The organism is Fibrobacterota bacterium (assembly GCA_019509785.1).
Classification (GTDB): Bacteria; Fibrobacterota; Fibrobacteria; order UBA11236; family UBA11236; genus Chersky-265.
Genome location: JAEKLQ010000021.1, coordinates 108,631 through 128,863, shown reverse-complemented (window position 1 = coordinate 128,863; position 20,233 = coordinate 108,631). Strand labels below are relative to the sequence as shown.

Here is a 20,233-nt window from a genome sequence, read left to right as displayed (position 1 = left end):
GGTACGGCTCCGGGGCCGCAACGGATCGGGCCCACAGGACATTGGAAAGGAAAAACATGCAACTGAGCGACGTAGCTTCCCTGGTAAAGCTGCTGGATAAGAGCAGCCTCACCGAGATCAGCTTCAGCGACGAAACCTCTAAGATCGTGCTGAAGAAGGAAGTCGCCCACGCAGCCTCCTTACCGCCGATGATGTCCATGCCGATGGCGATTTCCGCTCCGGCGGCGCCCGCTTCGGTTCAAGCGGCTCCCGTCGCGGTTGCCGCCTCCGGCGCCGCGCAGGCATCCGGGCCGTCGGCGAACGCGAGCAAGTTCAAGGACGTCAATTCCCCCATGGTCGGGACCTTCTACGCCAGCAATACGCCGGGCGGCGCGCCGCTGGTCACCGTCGGCACCGCGGTCAAGTCCGGCCAGGTCCTCTGCATCATCGAGGCCATGAAAATCATGAACGAGATCGAATCGGACGTCACGGGCGTCATCGAGGAAGTCTGCGTCCAGAACGAGATGCCGGTCGAATACGGGACGGTTCTGTTCCGGATCAGGCCCGGCTAAGAATGAACGTCGAAGCCTTGCTGAAGGAGATGGTGGCACGCAACGCGTCGGATTTGCATCTGCGCGTGGGCGGGCAGCCTGCCTTCCGCATCAATGGCGAGTTGTACCGCTTGCAGGGCGACCGCACGACTCCGGAGCAGATGGAGCAGTTCATCCTCGACTTGATGGACCGCAACCAGAAGACGCGCTTCGACGAACAACACGAGATCGATTTCGCCATCGGCATCCGCAACATCGGCCGCTTCCGCGTGAACGCCTTCAAGCAGCGCGGCACGGCCGCCCTGGCCATCCGCGCCATCGTGGGCGTGGTCCCTGCTTTCGAGCAGTTGGGCCTTCCCGAAGTCATCCGGGATCTTTCCTTGCGCAAGCGTGGGCTCATCCTCGTCACCGGCACCACCGGCTCGGGCAAATCCACCACCCTAGCCTCGATGATCGACCATATCAACGAGGTCACCTCCTCGAACATCGTCACCATCGAGGATCCGATCGAATTCCTGTACAAGGACAAGAAGAGCATCATCTCCCAGCGCGAGGTCTCTTCGGACACCAACGGGTTCGCCACCGCCTTGCGCTCGGCCTTCCGGCAGGATCCGGACGTGATCCTGGTCGGGGAAATCCGCGATCAGGAGACCATGTCCATCGCCTTGTCGGCGGCGGACACCGGCCATCTGGTTCTTTCGACCTTGCATACCATGAACGCCGTGGAGACGGTGAACCGCATCATCTCCTTCTTCCCGCCGCACCAGCATCAGCAGGTGCGCCTGATGCTTTCCAGTACCTTGGTTTCGGTAATCACCTTGCGCCTGTTGGCGCGCAAGGACGGCCGCGGGCGCGCGCCCGCATGCGAAATCCTGGTCAACAACGCCACCGTCCGTGAACTTCTGAACCAACCCGAGAATACCCACATGATTGACGCCAGCATCCGCGAGGGGTACACCCAATACGGATCGCAATCCTTCGACCAGTCCATCCTCCGCCTTTACCAGGACGACCTGATCAGCTATGAGACCGCCTTGCGCAGCGCCAGCAATCCCGACGATTTCGAACTCAAGGTAAAAGGAGTCGAGGGCACCTCCGACCGGAGCTGGATGCAGGGTGTTTAAGAAAATCCTGATCGCTAACCGGGGCGAAATAGCGCTGCGTGTCATCCGTTCGTGCAAGGAACTCGGCATCAAGACCGTGGCCGTGCATTCCACCGCCGACAACCATTCCCTCCACGTGCATTTCGCCGACGAGGACATCTGCATCGGGCCGCCCAACTCGAAGCAGAGCTACCTCAACATGAAGCAGATCCTGGCCGCGGCGGAATTGACCAATGCCGACGCCATCCATCCGGGCTACGGCTTCCTTTCCGAGAACGCCAAGTTCGCCGAGATGTGCGAAGAGAACCGCATGACCTTCATCGGCCCCTCGCCGGCGGCCATCCGGTCCATGGGCGACAAGTCGCAGGCCAAGGCCACCATGAAGGCGGCCGGCGTGCCCACCATCCCGGGCTCCGAGGGCCTGGTGCATAACCTGAAGGAAGCCATATCGGCCGCGAAGGCGGTGGGCTATCCGGTGATCGTAAAAGCCACTGCGGGCGGAGGCGGGCGCGGGATGCGCGTGGCCCTGAACGAAGAGGAACTGACCAAGCTTTTCCCGGTCGCTTCGGCCGAGGCGCTGGCCTGCTTCGGCAACGGCAGCGTGTACCTCGAACGTTACTTCACCGAGCCGCGGCATATCGAGATCCAGTTGATGGGCGATAAGCACGGGAATATGACCTATCTGGGCGAACGCGATTGCTCCATCCAACGGCGACACCAGAAGCTGATCGAGGAAAGCCCGAGCCCGGCCGTTTCTCCCGAAGTGCGCGAAAAGATGGGCAAGGTGGCGGTGGCCGGGGCCAAGGGCGCGGGCTATTACAACGCCGGCACCATCGAATTCCTTTTCGACAAGGACTCCTCTTTCTATTTCATGGAGATGAATACCCGCATCCAGGTGGAGCATCCGGTAACCGAAGCGGTGACCGGCATCGACCTGGTGCGGGCCCAGATCCTGGTGGCGGCGGGCGAGAAGCTGGAGTTTTCCCAGAAAAGCATCATGCTCGCGGGCCATAGCATCGAGTGCCGTATCAATGCCGAGGACGCCTTCCATGACTTCCGGCCCTCTCCCGGCACCATCACCGACTTCCATTTGCCCGGCGGCATGGGCGTGCGCGTGGATACCCATTGCTATAGCGGCTACGAAGTGCCCCCCAATTACGACAGCATGATCGCCAAGCTCATCGTGCACGCGCCCACGCGCGAGTGGGCCATCGCCCGCATGCTGCGCGCCTTGGACGAATTCGTCATCGTCGGCGTGAAGACCACAATTCCGCTGCACAAACGCATCCTGCAGCACCCCTTGTTTGTCAAAGGTCAATACAGCACCAAGTTCCTTGAGCAACATCCGGAACTACTCGTCGAGAAGGCAAATGGCTGATACCAAGCGCAGAAGCATTTCAACCGGTCGGGAACTCAAGGGCGTTTTCCCGGCCCTGTTCACGCCCCTCAAGGACGATGATCCGGCCCGCCTCCGCAACTCGATCGATTATGCCAAAGCGAAGCACATCATCGATGATCTCATCGCGACCGGCGTGGACGGACTGGTACCGGTGGGTACGACGGGGCAAAGCCCCACGGTGAGCCATCAGCAGCATATCGAATTCGTGAAGTTCACGGTGGACTACGTGGACGGGCGCGTTCCCGTAATCGCCGGCGCGGGGTCGAACAGCACGCGCGAATCGGTGGACATGATCCAAGCGATCCTCAAGGACGCCGGAGCCTTGGCATGCCTTTGCGTCACGGGCTACTATAATAACCCCCCGCAAGAAGGCCTGGTCCGGCACTACGAAACGCTCGCGCGCGAGACCGGCGCGAAGCTGATCATCTATAACGTACCGGGACGTACAGCGAGCTACATCGAGCCGGACACCCTCGTCCACTTGTCCCGGAACGCCAATGTCATTGGTCTAAAGCAGGCCGTGGACTTCAAGGTTCCCGGGAAATATCGAGAGGACACGCAAGCGGTCCTCTCTAAGGTTTCTCCCGAGGAATTTTCCCTAGTAAGCGGCGAAGATGATGCGCTCTACGCGATACTCGAACTGGGCGGAAGCGGAATCATAACCGCGGGCGGTAACATTCCTGAGGTATCCCGGGACTACTTGTCCCTAATCCGGGCGTTCCGTGGCGGAGATCGCAAGCAAGCCGCGGCCATACAAGCCGCGCTTGATCCGATGGTGAAGGCGGTGTTCTGCCGCAAGAATCCGATCCCATTAGCGACCTTCTTCAACTCACCTCTTTATCTACCTTTGGTCCCGGTGCGGGAAACCCAGGGGGGAGAAGAGGCGCATGCCCGGATCATGGGGCTAATCGCCGAATCCGCACCAAGCCTGAAGAAGTATCACATTCGGGGATGACCCGGATAGTGAAGGGGGAATATAAAGATGAAAGCTCTGCGCTCCTTGATCGGATCGGCCACGCGCGCCAAAATCCTGCTGTACCTGAGCGTCTATAAAGAAACGTATCCGCGCGAGCTGACGATCAACCTGAAGCTGCCCCTCTTCGGCGTGCAGACCCAGTTGAAGAATCTGCTACGCGGCGGCGTCATCACGGTGAAGAAGGACGCGAACCGGCAGATGATCCACTTCGATGCGGATTACCCGCTGCGCAAGGAGCTCTTGTCCCTTCTCAAGAAGGCGATGGGGACGCTCACCGCGAAGGATCGCGCGATGTACCTCAAGCCCAAGCTGGCGCCGCGCGTCACCCGCAAGGACTAGATGCTGGCGGCCGGAGGCCCCAGCAAAGCCGCCCGGAGCGGGGCTGGGACGGAGATGGAGCGCATCGAGCGCATCCGCTCCAAGATCCGCGCCATCCCCGATTTCCCCAAGCCCGGCATCGTCTTCCGCGACATCACGACCCTGTGGAACGATGCCGAGGGATTCCGCCTCAGCACGGATGCCTTCGAGGATAAGTACCGCGACCTTCGCGTCGATGCGGTGATCGGGATCGAGAGCCGGGGATTCATCATCGCGTCCGCGGTGGCCGATCGCCTGGGCACGGGATTCATCCCGGTCCGGAAGCAAGGCAAGCTCCCCGCCGAAGTGGAGCGTTACGAATACGAGCTCGAATACGGCCGCGACTGCGTGGAGATCCATAAGGACGCGCTCGTTCGCGGGCAACGCGTGATCGTGATGGACGACCTGATGGCGACCGGCGGCACCATGAAGGCATCCATCGAGCTTTTGCGGCGCATCGGCGCCGTCGTGGCCGCCTGCGGCGTGATCGTGGATTTGCCCGATTTGGGCGGCAGCCGCAAGCTGCGCGACATGGGTCACGAAGTCTTCTCCCTGGTCCAATTCCCGGGCCACTAAATCCCAACGTAAATTCCTACCTAAACTCCACCGGTCCCGTCGTTCTGCCGTCTGTGGCGCGCCATTGGCGCGTCATCCGGCGCTCCAATGGCGCGACCTTCCGCCACCTCGGAAATCTTTTTTTCAGTAGGCTCCCACTTTTTTGGCGCTCCATTGGCGCTCCCTTTGGCGCTACAATGGCGCGCCCATCATTCGTGTGATGCCTCGCTCAACCGCCCCCGAATCGCGGGTTTATTTTCCGCAGCATGCTTACGCGATGGTCCCATTACGGCATTCTGCTCCCGCCCGCGCTGCTCGCTTTTACTTCACTTGCCCCGATCGCCGCCAGCGAGACCCCGGCCCTCATCCTATCCGAAATCCTCGCCGATCCGGCCGCCTGGCTCGATGCCCAAGGTGAATTCCTCGAGCTAGGCCACCCCGGGAACGACAGCACCCGTCTGGACGGCGTCACGATTACCGTGGACGGGCAGAGCTTCCTCCTGGGGCCGCTTTTATTGGGACCTTCCGACTGCTTCCTGATTTGCCGGGATTCTACCGCTTATGCGCGGGCCGGGATCGCGTGCGCCCGCGGGTGGGCCGGCATGACCCTGGTAAACGGCCGCCCCCTCGATGCGGCCGTGTCGTGGGCCGGGGGTAACTTCCACGTGACGGCGCCGGCCTCGCGTCCCGGGACGAGTTGGGAAAACACTTGGGATGCGGCCGCCGGCTATACGGCTTTCCTGCCTTCCCTCGCGGGAAAGGCGGGCGGCGACTCGGCAACGCCTGGCTCGCGCAACAGCCGGAGTACGGCCCCGGCCGGCCGGGATCTCGCCCTCGCGGGGATCGAAGCCGCCGGCAGTAGCGTGCGCGTTACCGTGGAAAGCCGCGGATCGGGGCCCCCTCCGCGGTCATGGGTGGCGTTGCGCCTCGACTCCGATTGGGACGGTATTCCCGAGGCGACGCTTGATTCCGTCTCCCTCGACTCCGCGGGCGAATATCCCGCCACCTTGGAATTCAGGATCCCGGCGGGAACCCGGGGACGGGTGTCGGCCAGCTTAAGCCCGGATGAAAACCCCGGCGACAATGTCATGGCCGTCGCCTGCGAGCCCGGGGGAGGCCCGTTAGCCTTCGGGGCCTTCCAAGCGGTCGGGCAGGGGGGCGCTCCGGAGTGGGTCGAAATCCGGAACGTCACCTCCGTGTCGGGAGGGACGGGCCGTCGCATCGCCTTGTCCCTGGCCACGGTGGATGCCATGGCGCTGGAGACAAAGGCGGGAGTCCTGGATCCGGGCGAGCGCATCATCCTTACTTCGGATACGGCGGCCTTCCGGGCCCGTTTCGGCCCCATTAAGGCTAATGTCGTGCGGCCGGAGCCCTGGCGGGCCTTACGTAACACCGGTGATACCCTGATCCTCCGCCTGGCGGGAATCGCGGTGGATACCCTGTCCTGGGGCCCCATCAAGCCGGGCGCACCGGAGGCTGGGAACGACCTGCCAGCGGGGGCCGGCTGGAACTTGTCCGGGCGCACGGCTTTTCCCGAGGCGCCGTTGGAGGTGGAAGTGCTGGCTCCGGCAGGCGCGGACTACGTCTTACGCGCCTTCAGCCTGGAAGGGGACATCGTAAGGGAGATCGGCCGGGGGGGAGCGGGCAGGCGCGTGCATGCGTGGGACGGCCGCGGCGCCGGCGGCCGCGCGTTGCCGCGCGGAGCCTACGTGCTCTGCCTGACTTTCGGCGACGGACGGACGCGCAAGAGGGCCATCGTAGCGGGGGAAAGATGAAAGCGATACCGGTGGCGGCCGGCTTCTGGCTCGCGGCCATGGCCCAAGCCGCCAATCTCTCGCCCACCGCCGGAGAGTATGGCGCCACCCTGGGTGCGGGCGCGGCGACAGCTGCGGAAAGGTCCGGTTTCGGGCAGAATCCGGCGGCCCTGCGCCCGGGCGCATTCGGGCTCAGGTTGGATTCCCATCGCCCTTACGGCATGGACGACTTGGGCGTCGCGGAGGTCGGCGCGTCCTGGGACGGCAAACGCGCCGGGCTGGCATGCGATTGGAGGGTTACATCGATCACGGGCCTCTATTCCGAGCACGGATTCCGCTTGGCGCCGTCCGTCCGGATCCTGTCGCGGGATGCTTTTCCCGGGACCCTCGATCTCGGCTACGGCATCAGCGCTTGGCGCGCCGCCTTGGCGGGGGCGGCGCCCGCATGGGATCCGTCGCAAGAGGCCGGCATGGCTTGGCGGCCCTGGCCGCGCCTTAAGGTAGGGGCTTTCGCGGCGGGCCTGCCGCTGCATCCGGCCGCCACCTTGCCGGGCCGGGTCATGCAAATCGGGTTGGAGGCGGATAGCCGCGATCCCGATGCGAGCGGGAATCCGGGGACTTTGGCCCAAGTCCTGCGGTTGGATTTCCGCAAGTCCGGGGACGGCGCCTGGAAGGCTTTGGCCTCCCTTTCGATCCGGCCGCATCCGGGAGTGGAAGCCAGCGTGGGCGTAGCGGCGCGCCCGTTCCAGATCGCCGCAGGCATGGGCCTGGCCTGGCAGGGTTTCCGCATCCGGCAAGCCATCCGATATCATCGCTACCTCGGCCGCACTTGGTTGTCGGGCCTCGGCTACGAGCGGGCGACGGGTCCGTGAACTTGTCATCTTGACAACTCGGGGGCGATTCCGGACAATGGGGACGCGCCATGTTTAGACCGAGCCATGATTAAACTGAATTTGGAGGAAATCCGGCCCGGGATGCGGTTGGCGCGCTCGATCGTGAGCGAGTCGGGAGAGCTTTTGCTATCCGCCGGCAACGTCATCAACGAGCGCGTGATCGGGAAGATGAAGGAAATCGAACTCTCGGCGGCGTGGATCGCCGAAGAGGGCACCGAGATCGCCATCCCCGAGGAGACCGTCAACGAGCAGCTTTCCCTGCAATCCCAGTTCGTGGTCAAGGAAAACTCCGACATGCTGCGGCAGGTGGCCCAGATCAAGACGGCCACCCAGGCCAATATCAAGGCCATCCTGGCCGATGCGTCCCGCTTCAAGAACATCATCGCCGTCGAGGAAATCAAGAAGGTCATCAAGCATATCATGGAAGAGCTGCTGGGCAAGGAGCCCGTGGCCGTCAACCTGAATTCCATCCGGACCAAAAGCGGCTACAACTACCAGCATGCGCTGGACGTGGCCGTCACCGCCATCCTCCTGGCCACCAAGCTGAAGTATACCCAACGCGAAATCGAGGAACTGGCTCTCGGATGCCTCCTGATGGATCTCGGGATGGTGGTTTTGCCGGCGTCCCTCCTCAACAAGCAAGGCCAATGGACCGAAGCGGAATCGAACCTGTATCGCGAGCATCCCGCCCTGGGTTATGCCATCCTGCGCCAGAACGATCGCATCGGCATTACCACCGCGCACGTCGCTTACCAGCATCATGAGCGCCAGGACGGAAAAGGTTATCCGCGCGGCCTGAGAGGGGATAATCAGATCCCCATCAAGACCTTGAGCCCGAAGAAGGGCATGATCCACCGCTACGCCGAAATCGCGGCGGTGGCCGATGCCTATATCTCAATGCTCAATCCCCGTCCCGGCACGGTGGCCCCGCAAACCCCGGATGAGGCCATGCGCCTCATCATCAAGGGCGCGGGCACGCATCTCAACCGGGCCGTCGTCGACGCTTTCATCACCATCGTGCCGGCTTACCCGGTGGGATCCCGCGTGGTAATCGTCGAGGATAAGAAATACCGCAAGTACACCGGCTATTCCGGGGTTGTCGCGCGCACCGGCCTGCTCAACCCGGAAAAACCGGTGCTGCTCATCATTTTCGACCGCGAGAAGAAGAAGATCAAGCCTTGGACCCTTGACATGGCCGAAGAGGAGGGCTTTAAGATCCAATTCGCGCGCTTGCAATGAAACGACCGGAAGCGGGCCCGGGCGCCTCGGATTACTACTATTTGGGGAAATAGTAGGAACGGAAAGGATAGGATTGGCCGCCTTGGAGCCTGATTCCTGGACCCTACCGCAAGCCATCGAGGTCTACCTCGCGGACTTGCGCGATGTGCGAGGTTGTTCCCCGCATACCTTGGCCGCCTATGGGCGCGACCTAGGCAAGCTCTTGGCTTGGACCGCCAAGCGGGGCCCGGAACGCGCGGCCGATCTCGACAAGAAATCCCTGCAAGCCTTCCTCTCCGCGCAAGCCCGCCGCTTGGCGGCCGCCAGCCAGGCGCGCCTCTTGGCCTGCCTCAAGGGATTCGGCGGATATATGGCCGAGCGCGGCTTGCCCCGCAATCCCGCCCAAACCATCGCCTTCCCCCGGAAGGACAGCAAGCTGGTCACGGTGGCCGGCGAAGAGTTCCTGAACGGGGTCCTGGAAGATCAAGAGCCGGCCGGCTTCGAAGCCATCCGTACCCGCTTTTGCCTGGAAATGTTTTACGGCTCCGGCCTGCGGCTTTCGGAATTGACCGGGCTCAAGTGGAACCAGATCGCCCGCGACGGATCTTCGGTCCGGGTGTTGGGCAAAGGCGGCCGCTATCGCACCGTGCCCGTCACCGCCTCCGCCCGCGCGTGCCTCGAAGAATACAAGGCCTTGCTTGCGGCCCGGGGGATCCCGGCGGCCGGGGCGGTTCTCATGTCGGCCCACGGGAAGCCCGTAGGCAACCGCATCATACAACGGACGGTAACCGACCGGTTACGGGCGATGGGACGGCGCGGCAAGTCGTCCCCCCACGTGCTGCGGCATTCCTTCGCGACCCACCTGCTCGATCACGGGGCGGATCTGATGGCGGTGAAGGAAATGCTGGGCCACGCCTCGTTGTCCACTACGCAGAAATACACCCACGTATCCATGGCGAAGCTCAAAGAGACCTACGCCAAGGCGCATCCGCGGGCTTGAGGGGTTAGTTAATGTCGGGAGAAAGCACAGGCATGTCCGGCAACGCCGGGAACGAAAACGTAGAGGAGCTCCGGCTGCGCATAGCCGGCCTCGACGCGAGGAATCGCGCCTTGGAGCAGCAACTACGTCCGTTCCTGGTGCTGGCGGACAACGTCCCGGATCTGATTTATTTCAAGGACAAGGAAGGCCGCTTCACCTGGGTGAACCGCAGCATGGCGGCCTTGCGCGACGTAACCGATCCGTCCGTCTTCATCGGCAAGACGGGTTTCGAAACCAATCCCGATCGGGTGAGGGAAGAAGCCGGCCTGGCCGACGACCAGTACGTGCTCACCACGGGTAAGTCCATCCTGGACAAGCTGGAAACCGAACGGTATCCCGACGGCTCCCCCATGCAGGTGCTCACGAACAAGATCCCGATGCGCGACGCCGACGGAAAGGTCGTCGGCATTTGCAGCATCACACGCGACGTGACCGGCCTGAAGCGCGCGGAGGAAGCGCTGGCGCAGGAAAGCAATCTTCTCTACGCCATGCTCCAGAATATCCCGGACGCCGTGTATTTCAAGGATCGGCAGAGCCGTTTCATCCGCGTCAGCCGGGGCATCCACCTGGAAGGCCTGAAGAACCTAGATGATGCCATCGGCAAGACCGACTTCGACTTCTTCTCCAAGGAGCATGCCCAGCAGGCCTACGACGACGAGCAGGAGATCCTCCGCTCGGGCGTCCCGATTATCGATAAGGTGGAACGTGAGACTTTCTCTACGGGCCGCCCGGATGCCTGGGTTTCGACCACCAAGGTGCCCCTCTACGACAAGGACGGGAACATCACCGGGCTGGTGGGGATTTCCCGCGACGTCACCGAGCGGCTGGCCGCGCAGGAGGCCATTCGCAAGGCCAAGGAGGAGCTCGAAGTGCGCGTGCAGGAACGCACCGCCGCTTTGGTACAGGAGATCAAGGAACACTTGCGCACCGAGCGCGCCTTGCGCGATAACGAGCAGATGCTGCAAGAGGCGAACCAGCGCCTGGAAACGCGGGTCAACCAACTTAACTTCCTGAACTCGGCCGCCCACCGCTTGGCGCATTTCAACCATCGCCGCGAGCTCATCCCGGCCATCCTGGACACCTTCGCGCGCAGCTTCCCGGGCATCGAGGCCGCCCTCTGCGAACGCGGCCGGGACGGATATGAATGCGTCTTGGCCACGCCCCGGCTTTCGGACGCGTCCGCCCGAAGGTCTTGCGAGAAGGCCCTGGCGGCCCAGGCCGAGGGTCTTCTGACGGTAACCCTCTTCGCCGCCGATCGCCGCGCCGACGCCTTATTGGGTTCCATCCAATGGTCGGGCATGGATGCCTATCCCGTCTACGTCGCCTTGCCCCTGTTGGTCGAGGAGAAGTCCATCGCGGTGGTCCAGCTCTTCGCGCCGCCCGCCTTCGCGGCCTGGTTCGAACAGGAGAAGATCCTGCTCAACACCCTGGCGGCCCAGGCCGCCGTCTCCTTATCGAACGCCAACAATTTCCAGGAAGTGGAGAAGAAGGCGCGCCTGCAGGGCGAGCTCGAGGTGGCGCAGGATATCCAGCGCCGTTTCACGCCCCAGGAGAAGCCCTCCATCCCGCGTATCAACCTGAAGGGCGTCTATTATCCGGCCTACGAGGTGGGCGGCGACTATCTCGATTACTTCCAAACCGATTCGGGCAATTGGGTGGTTGTCATCGCCGACGTGAGCGGCAAGGGTATCCCGGCGGCTTTGGTGATGACCATGCTGCGGAGCACCTTCCGCGCCGAGGCGCGCTACGAAACCTCGGCCAAGAAGCTGATGTGCGCCGTCAACGAGTTGATGATCGAGGATTTGGACGACAAGAGCTTCGTGACCGCGCTCTGCCTCATCATCGACAAGGACGGAAAATCCATGTCCTACGCGCGCGCGGGGCATCCGCCCCTGCTCATCCAGCACGCCAACAACGGCAACGCGCCCAAGCCGATCAACCCCAAGGGCCTCGCGCTCGGCATGGTCTCCGGCAAGGAATTCTCCGATCGGATGGAGGAGGTCATCCTGGACTTGCTGCATGGCGATCGCTACCTGATCTTCACCGATGGCCTGCTCGAAGCCATGGACTCGGAACGGAAATTCTACGGGATCAAGCGACTGTTGGAGTTGATGTCGCGGGGGAAGGGCCATGAGCCGGAAAAGGTCATCAAGACCATCCTCGACGACGTGGCGGTATTCATCCGCAGCGAGCCGTACCACGACGATCTGACCATGCTGGCGATGGAAGTGACGGGCTAGGTCCGCATCAGTGACCGGGTAAAGCCCGGTTCCCGAGCCTGGCGCTTATGGATGCGGCGCTAGGGCCGCATCCAAGGCTTGCAAGAAGCGTTCGTTCTGATCCGGCGTCCCGATGGTGATGCGGATCCGATCCTCCAGCCCGAAGCTCTTCAAGGCGCGCGCGATCAGGCCTTGCTTCAGCATGTCCTCGCAAACGTCCACGGCGGGGCGGGGCACGCGGAAGCAAATGAAGTTGGCCTGGGTGGGCAAGGGATCCAGTCCCCGCGCCGCCAATTCCTTCTCCAGGAAGGCGCGGCCTTCGAGGTTGTTGGCGATGGACCGCCGCTTGAAATCCCCGTCCGAGAGGGCGGCCAGGGCCGCGGCCTGCACCAGCAGGTTCACGTTGAAAGGGGTCTTGACGCGCCCCGTCTCGCGGATGATCAAGGGATGGGCGAAGGCATAGCCCAGGCGCAAGCCCGCCATTCCGAAAATCTTGCTGAAGGTGCGGCTGATGATGAGGTTGGGATAAGCCGCGAGCAATTCCAAGGAGCGCGGGAAATCCGGCGCGTCCGCGTATTCGCAGTAAGCTTCGTCCACCACCACCAAGGTGCGGGGCGGGGCCGCGCGCAAGAGCGCTTCGAGCTCGGCATGGCTGAAATAGGTGCCGGTGGGATTGTTGGGATTGCAAAGGAAGACGAGCTTCGGCTTGGTGGCCAACTTCTTTTTGAACGCGGCCAGATCATAGCGATGCTTGCGCAAGGGGATCTTCACGATCTTCCCGTCCATCACCCGGCCGGCGAATTCGTATTCGGAAAAGGTGTTCTCGGAAACGAGGACCTTTTCCCCCGGGTTCAGGAAGGCGGCAGCGATCAGCAGCAGGACCTCGTCCGAGCCGTTGCCGACCATGATTTGCCCGGGCTCGACGCCGAAGCATTCGGCGAGGGCCCGGCGCAGGGCGCCGCTGGATCCGTCCGGATATAGGCTGACCTTGGGAAGGGCCGCGCCCAGGGCTTCGATCACCTTGGGGCTGGCTCCGAGGGGATTCTCATTCGAGCCCAACTTGGTGATCATCTTAGGCTGATATCGGGCCTGCACCTCTTCTATGGACTTGCCCGGCACGTAAGGCTTCAGGGCCTGGATGGACTTGCGCGCGATGCGGAGGATGGAGGCATCAGTCCAGCCTGGCCGCGGGGCCGGATCGGAAGGCGCGGCGGCCTTACGGGTGGCCTTGCGCGCGGTCTTACGCGGCGATGGGGATTTCCGTTTGGATTTCGGCATGGGATGGTTCCCAAGATAACATTTTTGCCTTCCGGGACGCTCTCGCTTCGGGACGGGAATAACCTATACTTCGGGCATGAGCATACCCATGCGGAACGTGCGTAACCGGGCGGTTACAGGGGCCTTCGCCGCCTGCCTGGCCCTGCCGGCCATTGCGAGCGCCTTCAACCCCATCCACTATGCCTCTTACGATCTGGAGCCCGCCGGCGTCCGCCCGCAAACCCTGCACTTGTCCGGCGCGGCCATCATCGATTCGCGCAACACCGACATCTGGCAGATCCCCGTGTCCTTGGCGTTCCGGGCCGCGCCGGACGTGGAATTGGGGGCGGGCATCCAGACCGCATGGGGCAGCGGCACGAACGATCACGTGCCTTTCCTGGTCTTCGGGGGCAAATGGCAATCGCGCACACGGACCAGTTATCAGGCGGACTTGCTGGTGCCGGCCAATGGGGACAGGGACTTCGGGCTTTCCTTCGCCGCCGTTTCCCGCTTCCACCATTTCGAAATCCTCGATTCGCGCCTGGCCCTCCGCTTAGGCTTTCTGGACGCCCTGGTCTATAACCGTGCCCTGACGGCCTTCGAAGCCGGATGGTATCCGGTCCTGATGCCGGGCCGTCCCTTGTCCTTCGAGCTCGGGCTCATCGCATCCAGCCAGTCCCGCGATTTCGAAAATCACCTGGCGATGGATATCCAGCCCGCCTTGATCGTCGCCTTCGGGCGTCATTCCCGCCTCATGGCCGGGGCCGCCTTGGGATTGGCCGGCGATGCCAAGGAAGAACTGCGGGCCAAGGCGCAGATCGATCACGGGTTCTAAGCGCTACTCCCAAGCCGGCACGAGGGTAGCCGCCCGCTTGGCCGCCTCCAGCACCAAGCCTAATTTCTCCTGCAAATCCTCATCATCCATCCGCTCTTCCAGGATCAGGCTCACGTAGCTGGTGATCCCGGCCAGGGCGTTGTTGAGGCTATGCAGGGCTTCCGCGCGCAATGCGGGCGAATGGCCCTCGTCCGTCTCGGAGGGGGCTTCGCGGATGCGGACCACTTCTTCCAGCCCGTCCACGGAAGGGACGCGTTCGAAACGGAGGGGCTTGAGGGCGTAGGCGGAGAGAAGGGCCGCATGGTAGGCCAACCACGCCTTTTCCATGAAGGCGTTCAACGTCTTGCGCTGGATGACCAGTTCGTTATCGATGAAGGGGAGCTTGAACGCGCCCAAGGGCGAAGCCTCGATTTCGAATGCGTAGCCTACGACGCGGACGAACTCCAACAAGTCCGACGACAGGCAACCCTGGGCCTTGAGATGCAGGCCTTCCAGCCAACCGCTATCGGTGAGGATGGCCGCGATACGGGCCGGCAGCCCCAAGGGCCCGGTGGAGGCGGCCTCGGAGGAGTCGCTTTCCATCTCGCTATTCAATCCTTCCAGGTAGCCCAGCAATTGGTTCAGGTACCTTTGGGATTTTTCGAAGGAATCGTTCTGCATAGCCTTTCCAAAAGGTACATCGGCGGGAACGGTTCCCGGCGGCCGGGCCGTCGGCCTTTCAGGGCCGGGGCGCGGTTGCTACCTTTAGGGGCGGCGCCGAAGTCCCAAGGGCCCGCGCGGGCCGCCGGGTCCGGTCGTATTAAGGACCCTTAATCCCGGCGCCGACATCAATGCCAAGCCAACCCTTCCTGCGTATCACCGAAATCTTCCATTCCCTCCAGGGGGAAGGATTCCACGCGGGCAAACCCGCCGTCTTCGTGCGCGGGACGGGTTGCAACCTGGCCTGCGATTTCTGCGATACCGACTTCTCGCCCCGCGAGAAGCTGACCCCCGCGCAAATCCTGGAACGCGTGGCAGGCTTCGGGGCTTGCCGGTTCGTGGTCCTGACGGGCGGCGAGCCGACCCTCCAGCCGGGCTTCCGCGTCCTGGTCGAGCTTCTGCATGCGGCCGGGTATTACGTCTCCATGGAAACCAACGGAACTTCCGCCGAAACCCTGGGGGTGGATTGGGTGACGGTAAGCCCCAAATTGTCGCAGAAGGGGAAATGGGTCTTGAAGCGCGGGCAGGAATTGAAGCTGGTCTACGAAGGGCAGGATCTTTCCTTCTTCGAGGACTCGGAGTTCGAGCATTATTTCCTGCAGCCGAAGGAAATCCGGACCGCGCCGTGGGGCGGCGGGGAGCGCGATTCGGCGCGCAGTAGGGCCGAGCGCGATAGGACCATCCAGGCCGTTATGGCCCGGCCGCGTTGGCGATTGTCTTTCCAATTGCATAAGGAACTGGGGCTGCGATGAATCGGGCATTGTCTTCCGAAGCCTGTTTGGTCGTGTTCTCGGGGGGCCAGGATTCCACCACCTGCCTGCATTGGGCCTTGCGGACTTTCGCGCGGGTGGAGGCGGTCTTCTTCGATTATGGGCAACGGCACGCTTCCGAGTTGGAAGCCGCGCGCGCCATCGCGGGACGTCTGGCGGTCCCGTTAAGGGTTTTCCGCCTGGACTTCTTCCGCGAGTTGGGCGGCAACGCGCTCGTGGATCCGGACCTGGCCATCGCGCCCGTACCGGACAGCGGCCTACCGAACACCTTCGTGCCGGGACGCAACCTCATCTTCCTCACCTACGCGGCCAGCTACGCCTTCACTCTAGGAATCCGGCATCTTGTCACGGGCGTATGCCAAACCGATTACAGCGGCTATCCCGATTGCCGGGACGCCACCCTGAAGAGCCTGGAACGCGCCTTGGGTCTCGGCTTGGGCCATGCGGAAGGGGAGTTCCATATCCATACGCCCCTCATGTTCAAAACCAAGGCCGAATCGGTGCTCTGGGCCCGCGAACTGGGGGCGCTGGATTCCCTGGCCTTCAGCCACACTTGCTATGAAGGGCATTACCCGCCTTGCGGCAAATGCCCGGCCTGCCTGCTGCGGGCGAAAGGCTTCGCGGAAGCGGGCATCGAAGATCCGTTGATGGCCCGGGCCCGCGCCGGCTGAAGCGCCCCGCTCCGCGACGGGATCCGCTTGCGGTTCAGTGAAACGGATCGGGCGCGAACTGGAAAAGCGGACTTGGATTAGGTATCCTTGGGGAAAATTCCCGCGGAGTGATTCATGGAACCGGATAAGTACGACATTTGCGTGATCGGATCGGGCCCCGGCGGTTTCGCGGCCGCCATGCGCGGGTTCGATTTCGGCAAGCGCGTGGTGATGTTGGAAGGCGGCAACATCGGCGGCGCCGGCATCATGCACGGGGCCATGACTTCGAAGACCTTATGGGAGCTGTCCAAGGACTACGCCACCGCCGCCGCGGTGGACCGCGGCTACCGCGCCGCCGGCCTGGCGGTCGACTACGAACAGGTGCGCGACACGGTCATCAACGCCGCCAAGGAGAAGCAGTACCAGATCCTTTCCCAGGTGGAAAGCTTTACGGCCCCGCGCTGGAAAGGACCGGGTTCGATCGCCCTGAAGCGGGGATGGGGATCGTTCCTGGATCAACATTCGGTTCTGGTGACCTATCCCGACGGCACGACGGAAACCATCCGGGCGGATTTTTTCGTCCTCGCGACGGGGTCCAAGCCGCGCGAATTCCCCGGCATCGTTTGCGATCATAAACGCGTCCTCACCTCGGACGACGTGCTGAGCCTGAAGAAGTTCCCCAAGCGCTTCCTCATCATCGGCGCGGGCGTGCTCGGCTGCGAATACGCCACCATCTTTTCCAATTTCCACCAGACCAAGGTCCATCTGCTCGATCGCCAGCCGCGCGTTTTGCCCAGCGAAGACGCGGACATCAGCGAATTCGTGAACGCCAACCTTGCCGCCCGCGGGGTGGAAGTGCATCACAACGCCATCCTCCGCAAGATCATCCACCATGACGATTTCCTCGAGGTGGTGGTGGACTACGACGAGGGCCGCTCCATGGTGCTGGAAGTGGACGTGGCCCTGGTATCCGTGGGCCGGACCCCGAACCTGGATCGCCTGAACCTGGACAAGGTGGGCATCAAGATCAATTCCCGCGGCGCCCTGGATACCGACGGCGATTGCCGCGTGAAAGGGAACATCTTCGCCGTGGGCGATGCGACCCAGCATTCGGCCCTGTATAACGTGGCCGAGATGGAAGGCCGCTATGCGGTAAAGGCGATGTACCTCAAGAACAAGTACCCGCTCCGCTATAGCAACATGTCCACCATCATGTTCTTCAATCCCGAAGTGGCGGCCGTGGGCCTTAACGAGATGCAATGCCAGGCGAACCACATCCCATACCAGGTCGCCTATTATTCCAACGCCTTGCTGAACCGCGCCATCGCCATGCGTCGCACGGATGGGTTCGTGAAAATCCTCGTGAGCGATGACGGGCAGGATCGCATCCTGGGGATGCGCGCCGCCGGGCCGCAGGCATCCAACACCATCATGGTGATCGCGCATCTGATGGATCAGGATAAGGGCGTGGCGGATATCATGAAATCGATCCATCCGCATCCTTCCATCACGGAGGGGATACAGGAGTGTTTGCGCCTGCTCGCGAACAAGTCGATTTTCAAGCCGGAGGTTTTTCCGCAGTATATGAAGATCCGTAAGTGGAAGCCGGAGTAGGGACCGGGTCTTTGTAGGGGTGGGTCTGCGGCCTGGACGGGTCGCGGCGCGGCTCAGACGAGGCTCGACGGTACGTTGTAATCGCTGCTTCGCGCGGGAATCGCTTCGCCCGCAAATTTCCCTCTGTAATCCATGGTTGAGGTATGCGGGCTATCGATCCATTGAATCGATCGCGATTGCCGCGCTGCGCCCGCCTCGATTCGCCGCGACTCGACCCGGCCAGGCCGCGGCCCCGCGCGTGACAAGCCCCGGGCCCTACTTCGTGGAACGCGAAGAGAGGGGGTGGGTAGGAATGGGAGAGAGGGGAATGGGGAGAGGGGAGAGAAGGCGGGGCCTGCGGCCCCGGCGGGCCTGGGCGCAAGGCCCGCGGGGGAATGGGGTGGGGTTTGGAGAGCGGGATAGCGGGTGGGCGCATCGGGGCCGCACGGGGAAGCGGCTCTGGAGAATGGGGGACGAGGAACAAACCTCTAGGAGGGGCCCTCGCTCCGTTGGGTTCGGTTAGAAGGACCAGCCGAGATCGAGTTCGAGAAGCGGCGCCAGGGATTCGCTTTTGGAGTTCGTGCCGCCTTCGATTCCGTCCGACTCGTGATTCCAGATATATTGGCAGCCGATCTGCGTCTGGAAGGTCAAACCTACCTTCATCACGTATTTATAGCCTACCCAAGACCCTAACTTGAAGTTGCTGCCCGATATCGGGAGTTGATGGACGAAGGGATTGGCGAAATGTTCGTATACTCCCCGGAATCCCAATTGCATTCCGTGCCGGAAACTTCCTACCGCGTAGTAGTTGGCTTGTATGCCTAAATCATAGATCGAGAGATGCAATTTCACGCCCGGGGATACCTGGGTAATCCTTCCCGCCCCGGCGACAACCCCCAGCCCCAACTTTTCATATTTCCTCATCTCGATGCCGATTTCACCTTCGGGTATCAGGAGGCTGAGAGGCGAAAAGGTAAGGGAGACGTATTGCATAGGATGTTCGTCGGCGCTTTCGCGGGTCGATGGGAATGGCGCTTCTATCGTTTCGCCCGCCAGGACTTCGCGCGAAAGCAATAGCGATGCGAACAACAGGGGGCGAATCAGCTTGGTTTTATTCGCCACGGGATTTTCAGTTCGGAGGTTCGCCATTGAAGCGGGTGATCAAAGCGGCAATCGCATCGTCTTCCGCTTGGCTGGCCCTAAGGCCGGCGCCGTTGCTCAAAACGAGCATGCCGAATCCCTTCTCGGGCGCCAGCCAGATATCCGACAGCCAGAATTTATTGCTTCCTTCATGCTGATAAGCGACGCCCCCGGCCCAGGCCTTATCGATCACTCCCCATCCGCAGGCATAGATCGTACCCGGCACGGGCGTATGTAAAATCCGGAAGGAACTATCGGAAAGGATTCCTGTTTGCCGGCCCATCCCCGATTTCAGGTGGACCTGGTAATACTTCACGAGATCCGCCATGTCCCCGTGGACTGTTCCGGCGGGTCCGATCGCAGGAGGATTGTCCGCGTCGGGGCCCGGGGGAACGGGCGCGAATCCGTCATCGACGATGGAATGCCCCCAGGGTTGATCGACCGGGCCCGTCCCGCGTGGCGGTCCGAAACCCGCGCTTGCCATGGCAAGCGGCGTGAAAAGCAGCTTTTGTATCAGTTCCTCCCAGGATTCGCCGGTGGCTTTTTCCAGCATGGTTCCGGCGATGATGTACCCGGCATTGGAATAGTTATACGTCCCGACGGGGGAATCGGGTTTCATCGATAAATACTCTTTCGCCAATTGAAGCCTTTGCTCCGTAATGGTTTGCGTAGACCCCGATTGGCTATTCCAACTGGGCGCCCTTGTCGCATCGGCGACCATCCCCGAAGAATTCGTGAGCAGATCCTTCAACGTTACCGATCGGTATTCCGGCCTCATGGGCAAATCGGGGAAGGCTTCCGCCAAGGTCGTATACCAATTGATTCGCCCTTGCTCGATAAGGATCGCCGCCACGGTGGCCGTCATCGATTTGGTAAGGGAGCCGATATGCCATAGGTCATCGGGGCCGATGCGCTCATCGTGCCCCAGCGCCCGAACTCCGACGGAAGCGGATTCGAAAATGGTGTCCGGGCCGAAAATAACCGCGGCCAGCGCCGGTAGGCGATGATTCCCGCGGATCAGTTCCAACTGATCCGCCAAGGTGCCATCGCCGATGCGCCCGATCCCATTGGGATGGGCCGACGGCGGCGGCCCCAGGAGCCCTTCCGATGCGCAACCGGCTATGAACGGCAGCGCGACCAGAAAAGTCCGCAGCAACCTTCTTCGTAGCATCGTTGCCATATAACTTTCAGATAGTAGCTAAACCGCCGGGCATTGTTCGTCCATGGCGGGCCCTGCTGCAAGGCG

General features: G+C 62.3%; 19 protein-coding genes. 15 read left to right on the top strand and 4 right to left on the bottom strand.

The window, feature by feature from the left end:
• The first annotated feature begins 56 nt into the window (after nucleotides 1-56).
• From accB to JF616_01220, 11 genes are all read left to right on the top strand, one after another.
• A complete protein-coding gene (gene accB, locus JF616_01270) occupies nucleotides 57-551 on the top strand; it encodes an acetyl-CoA carboxylase biotin carboxyl carrier protein (protein MBW8886359.1) in 495 nt (164 codons plus the stop codon).
• A gap of 2 nt (nucleotides 552-553) precedes the next feature.
• Nucleotides 554-1,654 (top strand): type IV pilus twitching motility protein PilT, encoded by a 1,101-nt coding sequence (locus JF616_01265; GenBank protein ID MBW8886358.1) that lies wholly within the window; start codon nucleotides 554-556, stop codon nucleotides 1,652-1,654.
• Nucleotides 1,647-3,011, top strand: a complete 1,365-nt coding sequence (gene accC, locus JF616_01260; GenBank protein ID MBW8886357.1) for an acetyl-CoA carboxylase biotin carboxylase subunit — start codon at nucleotides 1,647-1,649, stop codon at nucleotides 3,009-3,011. The genes JF616_01265 and accC overlap by 8 nt, the downstream gene beginning before the upstream one ends.
• The gene (dapA, locus tag JF616_01255; protein ID MBW8886356.1) at nucleotides 3,004-3,987 is read left to right on the top strand and encodes a 4-hydroxy-tetrahydrodipicolinate synthase; all 984 of its coding nucleotides are present in this window, start codon (nucleotides 3,004-3,006) and stop codon (nucleotides 3,985-3,987) included. The genes accC and dapA overlap by 8 nt, the downstream gene beginning before the upstream one ends.
• A gap of 27 nt (nucleotides 3,988-4,014) precedes the next feature.
• Nucleotides 4,015-4,347, top strand: a complete 333-nt coding sequence (locus tag JF616_01250) for a hypothetical protein (GenBank protein ID MBW8886355.1) — start codon at nucleotides 4,015-4,017, stop codon at nucleotides 4,345-4,347.
• A 54-nt stretch (nucleotides 4,348-4,401) separates the two neighbouring features.
• Nucleotides 4,402-4,941 carry an adenine phosphoribosyltransferase gene (locus tag JF616_01245; GenBank protein MBW8886354.1) on the top strand — a complete coding sequence of 180 codons (540 nt, stop codon included), beginning with the start codon at nucleotides 4,402-4,404 and terminating at the stop codon, nucleotides 4,939-4,941.
• Between the two features lie 245 nt (nucleotides 4,942-5,186).
• Nucleotides 5,187-6,695: a hypothetical protein gene (locus tag JF616_01240; GenBank protein MBW8886353.1), complete on the top strand. Its 1,509-nt coding sequence runs from the start codon at nucleotides 5,187-5,189 to the stop codon at nucleotides 6,693-6,695.
• Complete coding sequence (locus JF616_01235) at nucleotides 6,692-7,546, top strand: hypothetical protein (GenBank protein MBW8886352.1); 855 nt, start codon at nucleotides 6,692-6,694, stop codon at nucleotides 7,544-7,546. The genes JF616_01240 and JF616_01235 overlap by 4 nt, the downstream gene beginning before the upstream one ends.
• 66 nt (nucleotides 7,547-7,612) lie before the next feature.
• Nucleotides 7,613-8,806: an HD domain-containing protein gene (locus JF616_01230; GenBank protein ID MBW8886351.1), complete on the top strand. Its 1,194-nt coding sequence runs from the start codon at nucleotides 7,613-7,615 to the stop codon at nucleotides 8,804-8,806.
• An 82-nt stretch (nucleotides 8,807-8,888) separates the two neighbouring features.
• The gene (locus tag JF616_01225) at nucleotides 8,889-9,785 is read left to right on the top strand and encodes a tyrosine-type recombinase/integrase (protein MBW8886350.1); all 897 of its coding nucleotides are present in this window, start codon (nucleotides 8,889-8,891) and stop codon (nucleotides 9,783-9,785) included.
• A 32-nt stretch (nucleotides 9,786-9,817) separates the two neighbouring features.
• Nucleotides 9,818-12,064, top strand: coding sequence for a SpoIIE family protein phosphatase (locus JF616_01220; GenBank protein MBW8886349.1), 2,247 nt, complete (start codon nucleotides 9,818-9,820; stop codon nucleotides 12,062-12,064).
• A 45-nt stretch (nucleotides 12,065-12,109) separates the two neighbouring features.
• Here the strand turns inward: JF616_01220 and JF616_01215 are convergent, their stop codons facing one another.
• Complete coding sequence (locus tag JF616_01215) at nucleotides 12,110-13,321, bottom strand: histidinol-phosphate transaminase (protein MBW8886348.1); 1,212 nt, start codon at nucleotides 13,319-13,321, stop codon at nucleotides 12,110-12,112.
• A 76-nt stretch (nucleotides 13,322-13,397) separates the two neighbouring features.
• On the opposite strand from JF616_01215, the gene JF616_01210 reads away from it, so the two are divergent.
• A complete protein-coding gene (locus JF616_01210; GenBank protein MBW8886347.1) occupies nucleotides 13,398-14,135 on the top strand; it encodes a hypothetical protein in 738 nt (245 codons plus the stop codon).
• A 3-nt stretch (nucleotides 14,136-14,138) separates the two neighbouring features.
• On the opposite strand, the gene JF616_01205 is transcribed toward JF616_01210, so the two are convergent.
• A complete protein-coding gene (locus tag JF616_01205) occupies nucleotides 14,139-14,795 on the bottom strand; it encodes a hypothetical protein (GenBank protein ID MBW8886346.1) in 657 nt (218 codons plus the stop codon).
• A 170-nt stretch (nucleotides 14,796-14,965) separates the two neighbouring features.
• Between JF616_01205 and JF616_01200 the strand changes: the two genes are divergently transcribed.
• From JF616_01200 to JF616_01190, 3 genes are all read left to right on the top strand, one after another.
• Entirely contained in the window at nucleotides 14,966-15,586 is a 621-nt protein-coding gene (locus tag JF616_01200) for a radical SAM protein (GenBank protein MBW8886345.1), read from the top strand.
• Complete coding sequence (queC, locus tag JF616_01195; protein MBW8886344.1) at nucleotides 15,583-16,275, top strand: 7-cyano-7-deazaguanine synthase QueC; 693 nt, start codon at nucleotides 15,583-15,585, stop codon at nucleotides 16,273-16,275. Before JF616_01200 ends, queC begins: the two co-directional genes overlap by 4 nt.
• Before the next feature lie 114 nt (nucleotides 16,276-16,389).
• Nucleotides 16,390-17,868 (top strand): NAD(P)/FAD-dependent oxidoreductase, encoded by a 1,479-nt coding sequence (locus tag JF616_01190; GenBank protein MBW8886343.1) that lies wholly within the window; start codon nucleotides 16,390-16,392, stop codon nucleotides 17,866-17,868.
• 498 nt (nucleotides 17,869-18,366) lie between these two features.
• On the opposite strand, the gene JF616_01185 is transcribed toward JF616_01190, so the two are convergent.
• Nucleotides 18,367-18,969, bottom strand: a complete 603-nt coding sequence (locus tag JF616_01185) for a hypothetical protein (protein MBW8886342.1) — start codon at nucleotides 18,967-18,969, stop codon at nucleotides 18,367-18,369.
• A gap of 7 nt (nucleotides 18,970-18,976) precedes the next feature.
• Complete coding sequence (locus JF616_01180; GenBank protein MBW8886341.1) at nucleotides 18,977-20,158, bottom strand: beta-lactamase family protein; 1,182 nt, start codon at nucleotides 20,156-20,158, stop codon at nucleotides 18,977-18,979.
• Nucleotides 20,159-20,233 lie beyond the last annotated feature (75 nt).

What these genes read in the sequence shown, in the direction of transcription:
- JF616_01215 (MBW8886348.1), bottom strand. Translation starts at nt 13,321, where the DNA reads ATGCCGAAATCCAAACGGAAATCCCCATCGCCGCGTAAGACCGCGCGC.
- JF616_01240 (MBW8886353.1), top strand. Translation starts at nt 5,187, where the DNA reads ATGCTTACGCGATGGTCCCATTACGGCATTCTGCTCCCGCCCGCGCTG.
- JF616_01220 (MBW8886349.1), top strand. Translation starts at nt 9,818, where the DNA reads ATGTCCGGCAACGCCGGGAACGAAAACGTAGAGGAGCTCCGGCTGCGC.
- accB (MBW8886359.1), top strand. Translation starts at nt 57, where the DNA reads ATGCAACTGAGCGACGTAGCTTCCCTGGTAAAGCTGCTGGATAAGAGC.
- JF616_01230 (MBW8886351.1), top strand. Translation starts at nt 7,613, where the DNA reads ATGATTAAACTGAATTTGGAGGAAATCCGGCCCGGGATGCGGTTGGCG.
- JF616_01235 (MBW8886352.1), top strand. Translation starts at nt 6,692, where the DNA reads ATGAAAGCGATACCGGTGGCGGCCGGCTTCTGGCTCGCGGCCATGGCC.
- JF616_01210 (MBW8886347.1), top strand. Translation starts at nt 13,398, where the DNA reads ATGAGCATACCCATGCGGAACGTGCGTAACCGGGCGGTTACAGGGGCC.
- JF616_01180 (MBW8886341.1), bottom strand. Translation starts at nt 20,158, where the DNA reads ATGCTACGAAGAAGGTTGCTGCGGACTTTTCTGGTCGCGCTGCCGTTC.
- JF616_01190 (MBW8886343.1), top strand. Translation starts at nt 16,390, where the DNA reads ATGGAACCGGATAAGTACGACATTTGCGTGATCGGATCGGGCCCCGGC.
- JF616_01205 (MBW8886346.1), bottom strand. Translation starts at nt 14,795, where the DNA reads ATGCAGAACGATTCCTTCGAAAAATCCCAAAGGTACCTGAACCAATTG.
- dapA (MBW8886356.1), top strand. Translation starts at nt 3,004, where the DNA reads ATGGCTGATACCAAGCGCAGAAGCATTTCAACCGGTCGGGAACTCAAG.
- JF616_01200 (MBW8886345.1), top strand. Translation starts at nt 14,966, where the DNA reads ATGCCAAGCCAACCCTTCCTGCGTATCACCGAAATCTTCCATTCCCTC.
- JF616_01250 (MBW8886355.1), top strand. Translation starts at nt 4,015, where the DNA reads ATGAAAGCTCTGCGCTCCTTGATCGGATCGGCCACGCGCGCCAAAATC.
- JF616_01265 (MBW8886358.1), top strand. Translation starts at nt 554, where the DNA reads ATGAACGTCGAAGCCTTGCTGAAGGAGATGGTGGCACGCAACGCGTCG.
- queC (MBW8886344.1), top strand. Translation starts at nt 15,583, where the DNA reads ATGAATCGGGCATTGTCTTCCGAAGCCTGTTTGGTCGTGTTCTCGGGG.
- JF616_01245 (MBW8886354.1), top strand. Translation starts at nt 4,402, where the DNA reads ATGGAGCGCATCGAGCGCATCCGCTCCAAGATCCGCGCCATCCCCGAT.